The sequence below is a fragment of the Arthrobacter sp. WCS2018Hpa-7 genome (genome assembly GCF_031843805.1).
Taxonomy (GTDB): Bacteria; Actinomycetota; Actinomycetes; order Actinomycetales; family Micrococcaceae; genus Arthrobacter.
This window is the reverse complement of sequence record NZ_JAVTJB010000002.1, coordinates 198,880-213,465: the sequence shown is the minus strand read 5'-3', so window position 1 is coordinate 213,465 and position 14,586 is coordinate 198,880. Positions and strand designations below refer to the sequence as shown.

Annotated in this window: 15 protein-coding genes; 5 read left to right on the top strand and 10 right to left on the bottom strand. The window is 63.1% G+C overall.

Translation table 11 applies throughout. The annotated features are described in order from the left end of the window. Window positions 1-17: 17 nt before the first annotated feature. The 3 genes from RQH14_RS03605 to RQH14_RS03595 all read right to left on the bottom strand — a co-directional run bounded on the left by RQH14_RS03605 (window position 18) and on the right by RQH14_RS03595 (window position 2,515). Window positions 18-557 carry a hypothetical protein gene (locus RQH14_RS03605; RefSeq protein ID WP_311211971.1) on the bottom strand — a complete coding sequence of 180 codons (540 nt, stop codon included), beginning with the start codon at window positions 555-557 and terminating at the stop codon, window positions 18-20. Then, window positions 538-1,569: a hypothetical protein gene (locus RQH14_RS03600; RefSeq protein WP_311211970.1), complete on the bottom strand. Its 1,032-nt coding sequence runs from the start codon at window positions 1,567-1,569 to the stop codon at window positions 538-540. Before RQH14_RS03600 ends, RQH14_RS03605 begins: the two co-directional genes overlap by 20 nt. 97 nt (window positions 1,570-1,666) lie before the next feature. After that, window positions 1,667-2,515: an isocitrate lyase/phosphoenolpyruvate mutase family protein gene (locus RQH14_RS03595; protein ID WP_311211969.1), complete on the bottom strand. Its 849-nt coding sequence runs from the start codon at window positions 2,513-2,515 to the stop codon at window positions 1,667-1,669. A gap of 111 nt (window positions 2,516-2,626) precedes the next feature. Here RQH14_RS03595 and RQH14_RS03590 point away from each other — a divergent pair, with 111 nt between their 5' ends. From RQH14_RS03590 to RQH14_RS03580, 3 genes are all read left to right on the top strand, one after another. After that, window positions 2,627-3,934: a PLP-dependent aminotransferase family protein gene (locus tag RQH14_RS03590; protein WP_311211968.1), complete on the top strand. Its 1,308-nt coding sequence runs from the start codon at window positions 2,627-2,629 to the stop codon at window positions 3,932-3,934. After that, entirely contained in the window at window positions 3,931-4,359 is a 429-nt protein-coding gene (locus RQH14_RS03585; RefSeq protein WP_311211967.1) for a universal stress protein, read from the top strand. Before RQH14_RS03590 ends, RQH14_RS03585 begins: the two co-directional genes overlap by 4 nt. Window positions 4,360-4,531: 172 nt before the next feature. After that, a complete protein-coding gene (locus RQH14_RS03580) occupies window positions 4,532-4,843 on the top strand; it encodes a hypothetical protein (protein WP_311212096.1) in 312 nt (103 codons plus the stop codon). Window positions 4,844-4,871: 28 nt separating this feature from the next. Here RQH14_RS03580 and RQH14_RS03575 read toward each other — a convergent pair whose 3' ends face one another. The 5 genes from RQH14_RS03575 to RQH14_RS03555 all read right to left on the bottom strand — a co-directional run bounded on the left by RQH14_RS03575 (window position 4,872) and on the right by RQH14_RS03555 (window position 10,704). Next, on the bottom strand, window positions 4,872-5,474 hold the full coding sequence (locus RQH14_RS03575; RefSeq protein ID WP_311212095.1) for a phosphatase PAP2 family protein: 603 nt from the start codon (window positions 5,472-5,474) through the stop codon (window positions 4,872-4,874). Window positions 5,475-5,574: 100 nt separating this feature from the next. Continuing rightward, the gene (locus tag RQH14_RS03570; RefSeq protein WP_311211966.1) at window positions 5,575-7,170 is read right to left on the bottom strand and encodes a dihydrolipoamide acetyltransferase family protein; all 1,596 of its coding nucleotides are present in this window, start codon (window positions 7,168-7,170) and stop codon (window positions 5,575-5,577) included. Between the two features lie 91 nt (window positions 7,171-7,261). Then, on the bottom strand, window positions 7,262-8,242 hold the full coding sequence (locus RQH14_RS03565; protein ID WP_311211965.1) for an alpha-ketoacid dehydrogenase subunit beta: 981 nt from the start codon (window positions 8,240-8,242) through the stop codon (window positions 7,262-7,264). Next, a complete protein-coding gene (gene pdhA / locus RQH14_RS03560) occupies window positions 8,242-9,435 on the bottom strand; it encodes a pyruvate dehydrogenase (acetyl-transferring) E1 component subunit alpha (protein ID WP_311211964.1) in 1,194 nt (397 codons plus the stop codon). Before pdhA ends, RQH14_RS03565 begins: the two co-directional genes overlap by 1 nt. Window positions 9,436-9,585: 150 nt before the next feature. Then, window positions 9,586-10,704, bottom strand: a complete 1,119-nt coding sequence (locus tag RQH14_RS03555; protein WP_311211963.1) for a histidinol-phosphate transaminase — start codon at window positions 10,702-10,704, stop codon at window positions 9,586-9,588. A 72-nt stretch (window positions 10,705-10,776) separates the two neighbouring features. Between RQH14_RS03555 and RQH14_RS03550 the strand changes: the two genes are divergently transcribed. Next, window positions 10,777-11,205: a phage holin family protein gene (locus tag RQH14_RS03550; protein ID WP_311211962.1), complete on the top strand. Its 429-nt coding sequence runs from the start codon at window positions 10,777-10,779 to the stop codon at window positions 11,203-11,205. A 9-nt stretch (window positions 11,206-11,214) separates the two neighbouring features. On the opposite strand, the gene RQH14_RS03545 is transcribed toward RQH14_RS03550, so the two are convergent. Both RQH14_RS03545 and RQH14_RS03540 read right to left on the bottom strand, forming a co-directional pair. Next, window positions 11,215-12,471 (bottom strand): hypothetical protein, encoded by a 1,257-nt coding sequence (locus RQH14_RS03545; RefSeq protein WP_311211961.1) that lies wholly within the window; start codon window positions 12,469-12,471, stop codon window positions 11,215-11,217. A 95-nt stretch (window positions 12,472-12,566) separates the two neighbouring features. Continuing rightward, complete coding sequence (locus tag RQH14_RS03540; RefSeq protein ID WP_311211960.1) at window positions 12,567-12,878, bottom strand: hypothetical protein; 312 nt, start codon at window positions 12,876-12,878, stop codon at window positions 12,567-12,569. A 166-nt stretch (window positions 12,879-13,044) separates the two neighbouring features. On the opposite strand from RQH14_RS03540, the gene purB reads away from it, so the two are divergent. Continuing rightward, window positions 13,045-14,451, top strand: a complete 1,407-nt coding sequence (purB, locus tag RQH14_RS03535; protein WP_311211959.1) for an adenylosuccinate lyase — start codon at window positions 13,045-13,047, stop codon at window positions 14,449-14,451. The last annotated feature ends 135 nt before the right edge of the window (window positions 14,452-14,586 follow it).

Below are 14,586 nucleotides of genomic sequence, written 5' to 3'. Positions count from 1 at the left end.
GACAGCCACCCCCTTCATCACGCTGTAGCGATCGCCAGCACCCTCCGCAGGGCCCAGGCCACGCGCAATAAAGCCAGGGCAGAGGCGAACGCCAGCACGAACACCACGGTCTCGGGAATCCACAAACCAGTGGGCGCGCCTCCTTCCAGCACCATGGTGACCAAGGCAGCGACCAACAGCAGGCCAAGCCCGGGGATGGCGAACAGGAACACCTCACCGATCTGGCGACGATGGGTGGCCGATAGTTTCTCCAAGGGAAGTTCCCGCTGGCCCGGCGCGGCTTTCTTGCCCAACACGTTGATGAGCATGGAAACACTGGTGAGTGTCAGCCCGGCCGTGGCGCCGGCCAAGGTGGCGAGCGTCTGGAAGAGGGTTCGCCGGGTTCCGGCATCAACCCCTTCCAGCATCAACGGCTGACGCGCCAGCAAGGCGATGCCCCACCAGATCAGGACGGCCAGAACCGCCCACAGATAGTCGGCAGTGGGATGCAGCAGGAACCACCGCCACAGGGTCCGTCGCCGTCCGGGGCGTTCGATATCAACCTCGTACAAGCTCATGGCCCTCCCCGCCTGCAGCGGCTTCATCAGCGAGTGTCGCCGCGACGAGAGCCTCGCGCACAGCAGCCATTCCGCCCGCGACGATATCCGGCACAAGGCTCGAGTCAGCAGAGCCCTTGACGTCCGGCAGGGTCCTCGCAAAAAAGGCCTCGTTGTCCTTGGCTTGTTTGTTGAGGATGGCTATGGCCTCGGCTACTGACTTCTGCGGATCGTTGAACACGTCCGGATCAACCTCGATGTGCGACACGAACCGTTCCTTCAGGAGGTCAACCACTTCACGGTCGCCCGTCAGGGAGTCCTTGCCCTCTGCCACCACGTAGTCAAAGTGCTCCACGGACCCGGCCCGGCGGAAGAGGTCGATGAGTTGTTGAATACGATCCCGGATCCGTTGCTTGTCCTCCGCCTTCCCGGACCGGCCCACGCTCAGGGAAATGCGGAACGTTCCTTCGTTCATGAGGCGTGAAGCGCTGTCCAGGACGTCGGCCCACTCACCTTCCATGAGCTTCCCTGAGAGGCGCTCGGCGGGAAGCGCGAATTCGAAACGGCTCACTTCAAGCCGGGTGAGGATTTCCTCGATATCCTCCCTCACCACAGGAACCAGAGTGGGTTCCAGTCCCAGCATCCCTCCGAGGTACTCCCCCATCCGGGATGCCCGCGGGCCGTTGCCGCTGGTGAGCACGGCTATGACGTTCCTTTTCAGGAACGCGAAATAGGTGGTCTCCAGGAGGTGGTCGCCGGGAGCCAGCGGGAGTGGTTTACGCCGGCCAAGGGCGTCGCCGACACTCGGCAGGTTGGTGTCCCGGACACGGTCCAGCAACAGCACAGGATGAGGCGAGGATGCCACCGCCTGCGCGAGCAACACAGTCCCGTCCACGCTGGTGAAATGCCGGTCCGTCGCAGAATCCTGGGCTTTCTTCAGGACCTCCGCCACCCGGCGCGCCGGAAAGGGACGGCTGAGCTCGTCACCGTTCAGCTGTTCGATCCGCCAGAACTGCACACTGCGTCGTGCCATCCATACTCCCCTGCCGTGGTGGCTTTTGCTTCGGATCCGAGGCTATCGGCGAGGTCCGACATTAAAGGCGGACTCCGCCGTCGTGCGTTGCATCAGTTCACTGGCTGTACTTGGGCCCCTCCGCAAAGAGTGCGTCCATCTCGTCGTGGCTGCGTGTCCCGGCGAGGCCGGCCCAGTTGCCATCTCCCAGGATCTCCTTCGCAACCCTCGCCACCTTGGCGTAGGCGGCTTTGGCGGTGTTGCCGCCGATACTGACGCGACGGACGCCGGCGTCGTGCAGTTCCAGCGGCGACGGCGCACCCACCCCCGCCAGCGCGTTGAGCGGCGCCGGTATCCTGCTGGAGAGTTCGTGGAGGACATGCAGGTCCACGACGCCGGGCACGAAGACGCCGTCGGCGCCGGCAGTGAGATAGGCCTCGGCACGCCGCAGAGTCTCGTCGAAAGCCGCATCCGGGAACTGTCCGGACAGATACGTGTCCGTGCGGGCATTGATGAACAGTGGAATCCCGCGGTCGTCGGCCGCGGCGCGGATGAGGGCTATGCGGCGCGATTGCTCGTCGATGTCGGTGAGCGGTTCCGTGGCGGAGTCCTCGATGTTTATCCCGACAGCACCCTCGTCCAGGACTGCGTGGACGGTCGCCCTCAGTTCATCATCGGTTCGCCCGTAGCCCGTCTCGATGTCCGCGGTCACGGGCAGCGTGGTAGCGCCAACCACCCGTCCCAACGCGGCCATGGCCAGCCCCCACGGCACATGGTCACCGTCCCGGAACCCCAGACTCCAGGAGACGGCCGAGCTTGAGGTGGCAATCGCCGTCGCTCCTGCTTCCTGGACAACGCGGGCGGAGGCGGCGTCCCACACGTTCACCAGCACCAGTGGCGCGGGCCCTGCATCATGGAGTTTGTGGAACTGTTCGGCCTTGGTCACGGATCCCCGGTGCGCTGTCATAGCTACATTCCAGCCCTTCCGGATCGCGACGTAAAGCGCGGGCTGCCAAAATGGAGGAGATTCGAAAACAACTGTTGCCTCATCAGCAACATCGAGGAGTATCCTGTGACTGTGACCCACGAAACATTGGATGCCGGCGCAACGCTGCCCGCTGAAGCCATCGACGCCATTGAGCGGGCCGCCACGGCCGCACACCCGCACGAGGAACTGTTCTCCGCGCGCGCCGCAAACATCAAGCAATCTGCCGTCCGGGACGTCTTCGACATCTCCATGCGGCCGGGCCTTGTCTCGCTCGCCGGAGGCAATCCCTATCTGCAGTCGCTGCCGCTGGAGAAGCTTGGCCAGACCGCCGCCCGCATCATCGCCGAAGAGGGGATGACGGCACTTCAGTACGGCGGCGGACAAGGCACCGAAGAGCTCCGCCGACAGATCTGCGAGATCATGGCCGCCGAAGGCATTACCGACGCCGATCCCGGCAATGTGGTGATCACTGCCGGCTCGCAGTCGGCACAGGATGTGGCCACCAAGGTCTTCTGCAACCCCGGCGATGTAGTCCTGGTGGAAAACCCCACCTACGTGGGCGCCTTGAACACGTTCGAGGCGTACCAGGTGGAGGTGGAGCCGATCAACATGGACGACGACGGCCTGGTGCCTGAGCTTCTTGAGGCCAGGATCGCGGCGCTTCAGTCGCAGGGCAAGAACATCAAGTTCCTCTACACGATCCCCAACTTCAACAATCCCTCCGGAATCACCCTGGCCGAGGAGCGCAGGCAGCGAATCGTCGATATATGCCGCGAAGCGAATATTATCGTCCTGGAAGATAACCCCTACGGGCTGCTGCGTTTCGACGGCCACCCCATCGCGCCGATGCGCGCCGCCAACCCGGACGACGTCATCTACCTCGGCTCCTTCTCAAAGATCTTCGCTCCCGGTCTTCGGATTGGCTGGGCGCTGGTGCCCGCCCACCTGCAGCGTCGCTTCTACCTGGCCTCCGAGGCCGTGACGCTCTGCCCGCCGCCGCTGAACCAGATGCTGGTCTCGGCATATCTGCGCGAGTACGACTGGGAGGGCCAGATAGACACGTACCGCAAACTCTATGCAGAGCGGTGCGAGGCCTTGCTCTCCGCCCTCGACGAGTACATGCCGGAGGGCCTCACGTGGACCCGGCCGGACGGCGGATTCTTCGTGTGGGTGACCCTGCCCGAGGGCGTGGACACGTACCCGTTGCTCGCGAAAGCAATCGACGCCGGCGTCGTCTTCATCCCCGGCGCAGCCTTCTCGCCGGCCGACGGCCCCTCCAACAAGCTCCGCCTGGCGTTCAGCGCAGTCCCGCCGGATACGATTGCCGAAGGCGTCCGCCGCCTGGCCCCAGTTTTGGCAGAAGCCATCACAGCCACCAATGAAGGAGCAGCACAATGACCGGAGTTGTGATTGTCGGAGTAGACGGCAGCGAGACGGCAATGAGGGCAGCACAGGCCGCTCAGCAATTGGCCATCGGCCTCGGAGCCAGCCTGCGCGTTGTCAGTGCTTTCGACAGCAACCGCACCGAGGTGGTTGAGATCGGCACCGACAAGTGGATCGTGTCCGACGCCGCCGAAGCGGAAACCGTAGCCCGCACCGTGGCGGAACGGCTGTCCCACGAGGGTCTTGAGGTCACCTACTCCGCAGCGCGCGGCAAGCCCGGCGAAGCCCTGGTGAAGGAAGCCGAAATACAGGACGCCGTGCTCATCGTGGTGGGGAACCGGCGCATGCAGGGCCTGGGCCGCGTGCTCGGCAGCGTGGCCAACACCGTGGCCCACACTGCACCGTGCGACGTCTACATCGCCAAGACCGACCAGCCGTAAAGCGAGCTGAATCACGGCGCCGGGTGGGGAGCCTCACCCGGCGTTTGGCGTCTTTTGAGCCATCCCCCTGAAGTCATCGTTATAAAATTGAGATGCCCCAATGGCGCGTGCCACCTCCAATATCCGACTTCAGGGGATCATTTACTTGCTTACTTTGCAGCCGCGCCAGCGCGTGGGACACGACATTCTGCTTGCCCGCCACGGCAACAACATCAGCACCATGCGCTATGACCGCAGCAATGATCGCATCATCGCGATGCTCGACGACGGCTCTTGGGACAGCGCCCCCAACATGATCACTCCGGGCCTTGAGATGCCGGAAACCCTGGGAAGCGTGTTCCGCAAGGATTGGCGTTTCCTGTCCGTGGCCTGCGTTGCCATGGTCACCATTGCAGCCATTGCCATGGGCATCAGCGTGGAGATGGCCAACAACATGTCCACCACCGAACTTCAGGCGTTGCTGGTCAGCTACCCGGCGTTCTAAACCTGGACGGCACGCTCGGGTGGCGTGCTCATCGCTGGAGCATCCACTCCCGCAGCAACCACCACAGCCCGGCGATCACCACGCCACCAAACAGTGAGCCCACAATGACCTGGCCCAGGGTATGGGCACGCAGGACCAGACGCGACCAGCCCACCGCAGGGACCAAGAGCAGCACCGGCAGCCAGGCGGGTCCGAACATCGCGACGACAATTACCGCCGCCGCGGCCAAGGCAGAGGCGTGGCCGCTCATCTTCCAGAAGGCGCTGACCACCGCCAAAATCCCGATGCCACCGATGAGCGCGATGATCATCACCGAGACGCTGACCGGACCATTTATCAGTTGCAGCACCACCAGGCCAACCACCACTGACACCAAGGCCATCAGGAGCAGCGCGGGCCGCTGGCGCCGGTCGCTGACGTGGTGGTCGGTGATCCTGCCCAGTTTGACCATCAACAACACGTAGGCCAGCGGCAGGACACAAACGAAGAGGGCAGCCAAGAGCCCGAACCAAATGGTGCCCGGAAAACCGGGTTCGATTGCGGGACTGACCAGCAACAGCACGGTCACCACAATCGGCGGCTGGAACACTTCCGTCAGAATGCGGGCAACCGTACGCCACGGCCCCGTCACCAGTTGAGGGGGCACGTGGCCAGGATGGTCAGTGGCAACCACTGTCCCCTGACCCGCGCCTGAAGATGTAACCGTGGCCGGGGCCTGCGAGGCGTCCCGGTCAGTCAAGCAACAGCGCCGGTTCTTCGAGAATGGCTGCAACATCGGCCATGAAGCGCGCCGACAGATCGCCGTCCACCACCCGGTGGTCGAAGGAACCGCCCAGCGTGGTGATCCAGCGGGGAATGACTTCGCCGTCCAGGACCCAGGGCTTCTGCTTGATGGTTCCGAACGCGATGATGGCAACCTCGCCCGGGTTGATGATCGGCGTTCCTGTATCAATGCCGAGCGCGCCGATATTGGTGATGGTCAGGCTTCCGCCCTGCATCTCAGCCGGCTGCGTCTTGCCCGCGCGGGCCTTGGTAGCCAGCTCGTTGAGCGCAAGAGCCAACTCCTTGAGCGAGAGGTCCTGGGCGTCCTTGATGTTGGGCACCATGAGGCCACGCGGCGTTGCGGCAGCGATGCCAAGATTCATGTAGTGCTTGACCTGGATCTCGGCGTTGCCATTCCCGTCAGCGTTGTCCACCCACGTTGCGTTGACGCTGGGGTTGCGGGCGGCGGCCCAGATGACTGCCTTGGCAAGGATCAGCAAGGGCGACACCTTGATGCCTTCGAAGTCCCGCGAGACCTTCAGGCGTTTGACGAACTCCATGGTGCGGCTGGCATCCACGTCCACAAAAATGCTGACGTGGGGGGCCGAGAAAGCCGAATCAACCATGGCCTTCGCGGTCGCCTTGCGTACGCCCTTGACCGGCGTGCGCTCTACGCGCTGGTCCTGTGGCTTCTTGGAGGCGCCCCAGAACGAGTCTGCTTGGTCGTGTTCGGCATCGCGCTGCGCCTGGTAGCTCACCAGGTCTTCACGCGTCACCTCGCCTCGCTGGCCAGTGGCCACGACATCGGCGAGGTCGATGCCAAGATCACGGGCAAACTTACGTACCGGAGGCTTGGCAAGGACCTTGTTCACCAAGCCACTGATGGTGCCGCTGATGGCAGCACCTCGGGAAGCAGCCGTCGGCGTGCCCGTGGGTTGAGATGCTCGCGGGGCCGGCGCTTGGGTGACAGGGGCCTGGGCGCCCGGCGCCTGGGTGACGGGCGCTACGGCGGTGTGTGCCGGCGTCGTGCGGTGGGAAACCGCCGCTTCGGCCGCCTTGGCTTCCAGCACGGCCTGGTGGTCCTGAACTGTACCTTCGGCATTCTCGGCGACCGTGGCTGCCTCAACCGAACCCGCCGGACGCTTTCGCGCGCGTCGCTTGACGGCGTCGGCTTTCGGTCCCGAACCTACCAACGGACCTCCGGCTGGACGGTTGTCATCGTGGTCGTCATCGGCGGGCAGTTTGCCGTACAACGGCATCTCGACGGCGGGCGCTGCCGGCGCGGCATCGCCCCCTGTACCCTTTGTGTCCTCCGTGCCTTCGGCACCTTCGGAAACAGCGATGATTGCCGTGCCAACCTCCACCGTGATGCCTTCTTCCACCAGCAACTCAGTGACTGTGCCGGCGAACGGCGAGGGCAGCTCGACGAGGGACTTTGCGGTCTCGATCTCGCACAGGACATCGTTGATCGCTACGACGTCGCCGGGCTTGACCTTCCAAGCCACTACCTCGGCCTCGGTCAGGCCCTCGCCGACGTCCGGCAGGTTGAATTTCTTTACAGTCACAGTGGTCCTCGATTTCCGGTTACCTGGCAGCGAAGCCGGGCAGGATCAGGGCGGTTTGGTAGGCGAGAGGGCGCTGGCAGGCCTCTGGGCGTTAGTAGGCCAGTGAACGGTCGAGCGCTTCGAGGATCTTGTCGATGTCCGGCAAGTAGTCCTCTTCCACCTTGGCAACGGGATAGGGCATATGGAACCCGCCCACCCGGATCACAGGAGCTTCCAGATGCAAGAATGCCCGCTCGCTGATACGTGCCGCAATCTCACCTCCGATACCGCCAAAAGTGGGGGCCTCGTGGGCGACGATCAGGCGCCCGGTCTTCTTGACCGAGGCTTCAACGGTGTCGAAGTCCAGGGGCGAGATGGAGCGGAGGTCGATGACCTCGATGCTCCGTCCGTCCTCCGTGGCAGCGTTGGCAGCAGCCAAGGCCACGGGCACCAGTGGTCCGTACGCCACGATCGTGGCATCAGTACCTTCGCGGACAACGTGGGCTTTGAACGGGTCCTCGGAAAGGCCGGCATTCTCGACGTCCACTTCACCCTTAAGCCAGTAGCGGCGCTTAGGCTCGAAGAAGATCACGGGATCCTGGCACTCAATGGCTTTCTGGATCATCCAGTAAGCATCGTGGGCGTTGGACGGCGAGATGATGCGCAGGCCGGCGGTGTGTGCGAACAGCGCCTCCGGAGACTCGGAGTGGTGCTCGATCGAGCCGATGCCGCCGCCGTACGGAATGCGGATGACCACAGGCACGGTGAGTTTGCCGAGGCTGCGGGCATGGATCTTGGCCAGCTGCGTGGTGATTTGGTTGAAGGCCGGGTAGACAAAGCCATCGAACTGGATCTCACACACCGGCGAGTAGCCACGCAGGGCCAAGCCGATGGCCGTACCCACAATGCCCGACTCAGCCAGGGGTGTGTCGAGGACGCGTTCGTCGCCAAATTCCTTGATGAGGCCATCGGTGACGCGGTAGACGCCGCCAAGGTGACCGATATCCTCGCCCATGAGCAGGGACTTGGGATTGTTCGTCAGCGATGCGCGGAGACCCTCGTTAATGGCCTTCGCAATGGTCATGGTTGCCATCAGTGAGCTGTCTCCTCATCGCTTTCGAAGCCGGCCGAGTATTCCTCGAACCAAGCCAGTTCCTCCGCAATCAGCGGGTGTTGTTCGGCGTAGACGCTGGCGAACGCGTCGCGGATGTCCGGAACTTCAAGGCCATGCGTGGTGCTGCGGACATACTTGGCCAGCTCATCGCCGTCGGCCTTGACCTGGTCAAAGAAAGCTTCGTCCGCCAGCCCTTCGGTGCGCAGGTACATCTCCAGGCGGTCCAGGGGATCCTTCTCGCGCCAGGCAGCTTCCTCGGCGGATTCGCGGTACTTGGTGGGGTCATCAGCCGTGGTGTGTGCGCCCACCCGGTAGGTGTAGGCCTCGATCAGCACCGGGCCGCGGCCCTCACGGGCATGTTCCAAGGCCCACTCGGTGACGGCGTGGACTGCGATCACGTCATTGCCGTCGACCCGGATTCCCGGGAAGCCGTAGCCCTTGGCGCGATTGGCCAGCGGAACCTTGGTCTGGACTTCGGTGGGCACGGAAATCGCCCAGTGGTTGTTCTGGCAGAAGAACACCACCGGTGCGTCGTAGGACGCAGCAAAGACCATGGACTCGTGGACGTCGCCTTCTGAGCTGGCTCCGTCACCGAAATAAGCGATGACTGCGGCTTTGGGGTCTGTGGAATCAGCTGCTGCGGCGAGCTTCTGGTCCCTCTGGATGCCCATGGCATAGCCAACTGCGTGCAGCGTCTGGGCTGCAAGGACCAGCGTGTACAGGTGGAAGTTGTTCTCGCGGGGATCCCAGCCACCGTTGGACACACCGCGGAACTGCTTGAGCAGCTCGGCGAGGTCTACGTTGCGGACCAGCGCGACACCGTGTTCGCGGTACGTGGGAAAGATGTAGTCCTGGGGCTGGCTTGCATGGCCCGAACCGATCTGCGCGGCTTCCTGACCTGTCAGCGGCACCCACAGCGCCAACTCACCCTGGCGCTGCAAGGCGGTGGCTTCTTGGTCGAACCGGCGGATCCTGGCCATGTCGGCATAGAAAACACGCAGCTTCTCGGGGTCGATCCGCTTGGCGTAATCCGAGAACACAGGATCTGAACCCAGCTTTCCGTCAGGGCCTAGCAACTGAACCATGTCCACCGGTTCGCCTGGCGCGGCTGCTGCCGCGGAGGTTGCCGCGAGAGTGTCTTCCGTCCCGGGGGGCAGTTGTGTCGAGCCCATTCCGTCTCCTTGCTTGCCACGGCGGGGCGCCGCGCAATGTCTGTCGCTGGGATATATGCCCGTTCCGGAATGTATTCCGGAACGGGCATATTATTGGCTTTCGTCCCTTACTTTATCGGCAGTAAGTTCGGTTGGCGCATTTGTTAACCGCTAGGAACCCAGCGGTGCATTTGTATAACCTGCACAGAGTTCCAGGAATCGGGTGTTGGCCTCGACCTCACCGATGCTCACCCGAACTCCCTCATTGGCGAAGGCCCGAACGGACAATGCCTGCTCTGCCGCCAAGGCCGCAAACTCGCCACTGTGCTGCCCAAGGTTCAGCCAAACGAAGTTGCCTTGGGCCTCCGGAACGAACCACCCAAGGTCCCGGAGTCCGGCCGTGATACGGTCCCGCTCGTCCACCAGGCTTTGTACCCTTTCCACAACCTGATCAAAATTCTCGATGGAGGTGACGGCTGCGCGTTCTGCAATTTGGGAAACTGCGAAAGGAGTAGCGGTGACTCGGAGGTGCTGAGTGAGCAGGGGACCTGAGACGCTGTACCCAACCCTCAATCCGGCCAGTCCGTGCGCCTTGGAGAAAGTCCGCAGCACCACCACGTTGGGATAGTTGCGGTACAACTTAACGCCGTCCACCGCGCCTGAATCCCGAACGAACTCCTGATACGCCTCATCGATGACCACCACCACGTGTGGGGGTACCGACTGGATGAAGCGCTCGGTTTCCTCTGCGGTGAGGATGGGCCCCGTGGGGTTGTTCGGGGTGCACAGGAGGATCACCTTGGTACGGACAGTGACAGCCGAGGCCATGGTCTCGAGGTCGTGCCGTCCGTCAGCCAGCAACGGGATCTGGACGCTGGCGGCACCTGCGAGGCCCACACAGATGGGGTATGCCTCGAAGGAACGCCAGGCGTAGATGACCTCGTCCTGCTTGCCGTCGTCATTCTGCCCGGCAAACGTTGCGAGAATCTGGTTCAGTGCGCCAAGGCTGCCCGCGCCAGTGACGACATCGTCGGCGGGGACATCAAGGAAGCCGGCAAGTGCGGTGCGCAGCTTGGTGGCGAGTGGATCCGGGTAGCGGTTGATATCGGACTGGTCTGCAATTGCCTGCAACACTGCAGGAATCGGAGGCAGCGGGTTTTCGTTGGACGACAATTTGTAGCTGGTGAGGCCCTCGATCGCAGCGGGGGGTTTACCTGCCGCGTACTTCGGTAGCCTGTCCACGACCGGTCGAGGGAGTACGCCCTCCGGTGCGTTGTCAGTAGTAGTCATGGCTTCAAGCCTACTTGGCTGCTTATGACTGATGCTGAGCTGATTATCAGCTCCGTGTGAAAGCATGGGCCCATGGGTTCATTCATCATTCGCGTCCTCATTAACGGGCTTGCCCTGTGGGTGGCCACCTGGCTGCTGCAAGGCATGGATATCAGCACCAGCGCCACCGAGAAAGCCGCCACCAACGCAGGCCTCACCCAAGGCGCAGACACCGCCGGCATCATCCTGGCGTACCTGTTCATAGGCCTGATCTTCGGCGTAGTGAACGCGGTGGTCCGCCCCCTGGTCCGGCTGCTGTCCCTCCCGGTCACCATCCTGACGCTTGGCCTGTTCACCGTCGTGATCAACGCGGCGATGCTGTACCTCACTGCCTGGCTGAGCTCTTTCACACCCGTCCACCTCACCCTCGACTCGTTCTTCTGGACCGCCATCCTGGCCTCGCTCATCATCAGCATCATCTCGATGGTGGCCGGCCTGATTCCGGGTACGCGCAAGCGGTAGGAGCAGCGCCTACCGCGTTCCGGCCGCTTTCTTCGTGTCCTGGACCGTCGGCGGCGAGTCAGGCTTCTCCAGCGATGATGAAACCGGCATTGGCGCCCTTTCCATCTTGAATCGCGTCACTCTTGCTACCCCTCCGGCACCCACAACGCCTGCGAATACGGCTGACGAGGCGGCCAGTGACTCGTCATGGCTTGCGGCAACCAGCTCTGCTCCTGCCGCGTAGTTCTCCTGGTCGTGTCCCGGGCCAAGGCCTGCGTCCTGTCCTTCGGGTGTCCTGATCTCGTCTGTCAGCGACACCGTCACCCTGTCTTTCGTGTCGGCGTTCACTTGGCCGTCTGTTCCCGGGACCCAGTCCTGCACATGTTCCAAGTGGAGTGAGGTGATACCTGGCTCCGGGGTAATCCCGCCGACAGGGGCTCCGGCTGTCAGCACATATTTGAGGTCGAACTCGCTGAGAAATGCCTGGTTCTGGCTGAGGTTCATGGCATGCACGCCTCCTTGGCTGTGCCCTACCGCCACAACTTGGTCTCCGGCTTCCGCCCCGGCTTCGCGGAGGGCCTGGCCAACGGCCGGGATCACTTCCTCCGAATCGTAGGCAACAGCCTCGCCGATCCCCGGGATATCGAGCGGGTTCGTGTTGGGCGAGTTGGGTTGAGTTCCAGGTATCAGCACCATCCAGGACGACGAGCCGTCCTGTTCGAACTGGATGACCTCAATCTCGCCGCTGTTACGGGAGTGAAGCCTCTCGAGACGACGAAGGCTTTCTGCCATTGAAGGCTCCACAGGTTCTATGGATTGCTCCATCCTTTCGATGCTCACGTGACGGGGTTGAAGGGCTGCCAGGAGCGGCGACTCCAGAATGCCGTGAAGGGTATCCCTCGCGTTCGTCCAAGGTGGAACTACCACTGCCCTGAGGAGGTTGTGCGTCATGTCCCGGTCAAGGACCCAGGCTGCCCCGGAGCTCCTGAGCTCATCGAGACGCAGCTTCTGCTTGAAACCGTTGCCGGCCTCTACTTTCTGGTAGTCCCGGTGGCTGGCCCGGACGCTCGAGCTGACCTCGACCAACTCCTGACGCACCCGCGCCACGTCCCGCCTGCTCCCGGCCACGGCGTCGGCAGCATTGCGACCGGTGTCAAGGGATTCATACAGATACGGTTCCAGATCATCCTGGACCCGACGTGCCTCGTCTTCGATACCAAGGAGTTGTTGGACCACGTCATCGAGCTGGGTTGCGCCCCGCAGAAGTTCTTCCAACTGGAAAGACATCCCTCCTACCCCGCCCCGTATGGTGAGAATTCCGTCCGGCGCCGGAGATAGAGGCCGGGGTGCTTCACCGGCTCCCACTGGAGCTGAATCAGCCATTACCGGCCCCTCCCGCCCGAGACTGAGACGTTTTGGGAATGACGCAGCATCAAGGCAGCGGCGGTGTCCATGGCCTCACGGGCACGCATCAGCGCGGAAGCGTGCAGGGCAATGGTTGTCCGGTAGGCGCGTCCGGCGGGAGACTGCCAATCGTCCATTTGGGTTCTTCGCAGGGACGTAAGAACAGCATCTACTTGGTCCACGCAGGTCTTGATGCGCCAAGCGAGCCGTTGGACTTCGTGGCTTCGGGAGGCGCACTCCAGGGGGTCGAAAGTGGGCGGGTTGGCTGCAGGCATCAAGCCGACGCTCATGTCCGTGTACTCCATTGATTGTTCTGCTGATCGGTAGGTTCGACGCTACGGAGCGGCAGAACCCAACGGAAGCGCCGACGTCGCGTATGTGGATAACCCGGGGAGCCGTCCACATAGCATCGTCACTGACTCGGGTCCCCTGGCGGAACATGAAAGAATAGGCACCATGGCTGAATCCCCTCGCGTGTCCCTCGCTTCCGAACCTCTCGCCCTTGGCGCCCTTGACGGCCGCTACCGTGCCGCCGTCGCGCCCCTCGTGGACTACTTGTCCGAGGCTGCACTCAACCGCGATCGTGTTCACGTCGAAGTCGAGTGGCTCATCCACCTGACCAGCCAGTCCGTACTGCCGGGCGCCGGTCCACTGTCCGGCGAGCAAGTCGCGCAGCTGCGTGCCATTGTCACCGATTTCAACGCCGCATCGGTCAATGAACTTGCCGAGATCGAAGCTGTTACCGTCCACGACGTCAAGGCCGTGGAGTACTACATCGGCCGCCGCCTGCCCGCCATTGGGATCGAGAACCTGACGGCCATGGTGCACTTTGGCTGCACGTCCGAAGACATCAACAACCTCTCCTACGCTGTAGGCATCAAGGGCGCTGTGGAGGACGTGTGGCTCCCGAACGCTGCCGCCCTCGTCCAGCAGATCGAGGCCATGGCGGAAGAGAACCGCGCCGTGCCCATGCTGTCCCGCACGCACGGCCAGCCAGCTACCCCCACCACGCTTGGCAAGGAACTCGCGGTCATCGCCCACCGCCTGAACCGCCAGCTGGCACGAATCGCCAAGACCGAGTTCCTGGGCAAGATCAACGGCGCCACCGGCACCTACGCCGCCCACGTCGCGTCAGTACCGAGTGCTGACTGGGAAGCCGTCGCGAAGACGTTCGTTGAAGGCCTGGGCCTCACATGGAACCCACTCACCACGCAGATCGAAAGCCACGACTGGCAGGCTGAGCTCTACGCAGACATCGCGCGCTTCAACCGCATCCTGCACAACGTCTGCACGGACATCTGGAGTTACATCTCCATCGGATACTTCCGCCAGATCCCGGTTGCCGGCGCCACGGGTTCCTCCACCATGCCGCACAAGGTCAACCCGATCCGTTTTGAGAACGCGGAAGCCAACCTCGAAATCTCCAACGGCCTCCTGGACACCTTGGGTGCCACGCTGGTGACCTCCCGCTGGCAGCGCGACCTGACGGATTCCTCGTCGCAGCGCAACATCGGTGTCGCCTTCGGCCACTCGCTGCTGGCCATCTCCAACGTCGCCAAGGGCCTCAAAGCCCTCGACGTCGCCGAGGAAGTCCTCGCAGGCGACCTCGACAGCAACTGGGAAGTCCTGGGTGAAGCCATCCAGATGGTCATGCGCGCCGAGGCAATCGCCGGTGTGGAAGGCATGGAAAACCCTTATGAACGGCTCAAGGACCTCACCCGCGGCCAGCGCGTGGATGGCGCCCGCATGCAGGAATTCGTGCAGGGGCTTGGCCTCTCCGCCGACGCCGAGGCACGCTTGCTCGCCCTGACCCCGGGCAAATACACGGGCATCGCCGACAAGTTGGTGGACCACCTGCAGTAAGACCAAACGCACGACGACGGCGGGCAGGGGCTGGGTGCCTCGGCCCGCCGTCGGCGTTAATCGTGTTTTCTCCCGGTTGTTCTGCCGGGATCGAGGGTGGAGTTCCGGGACACGGCGTGTCGGGTCCTTCCGGTG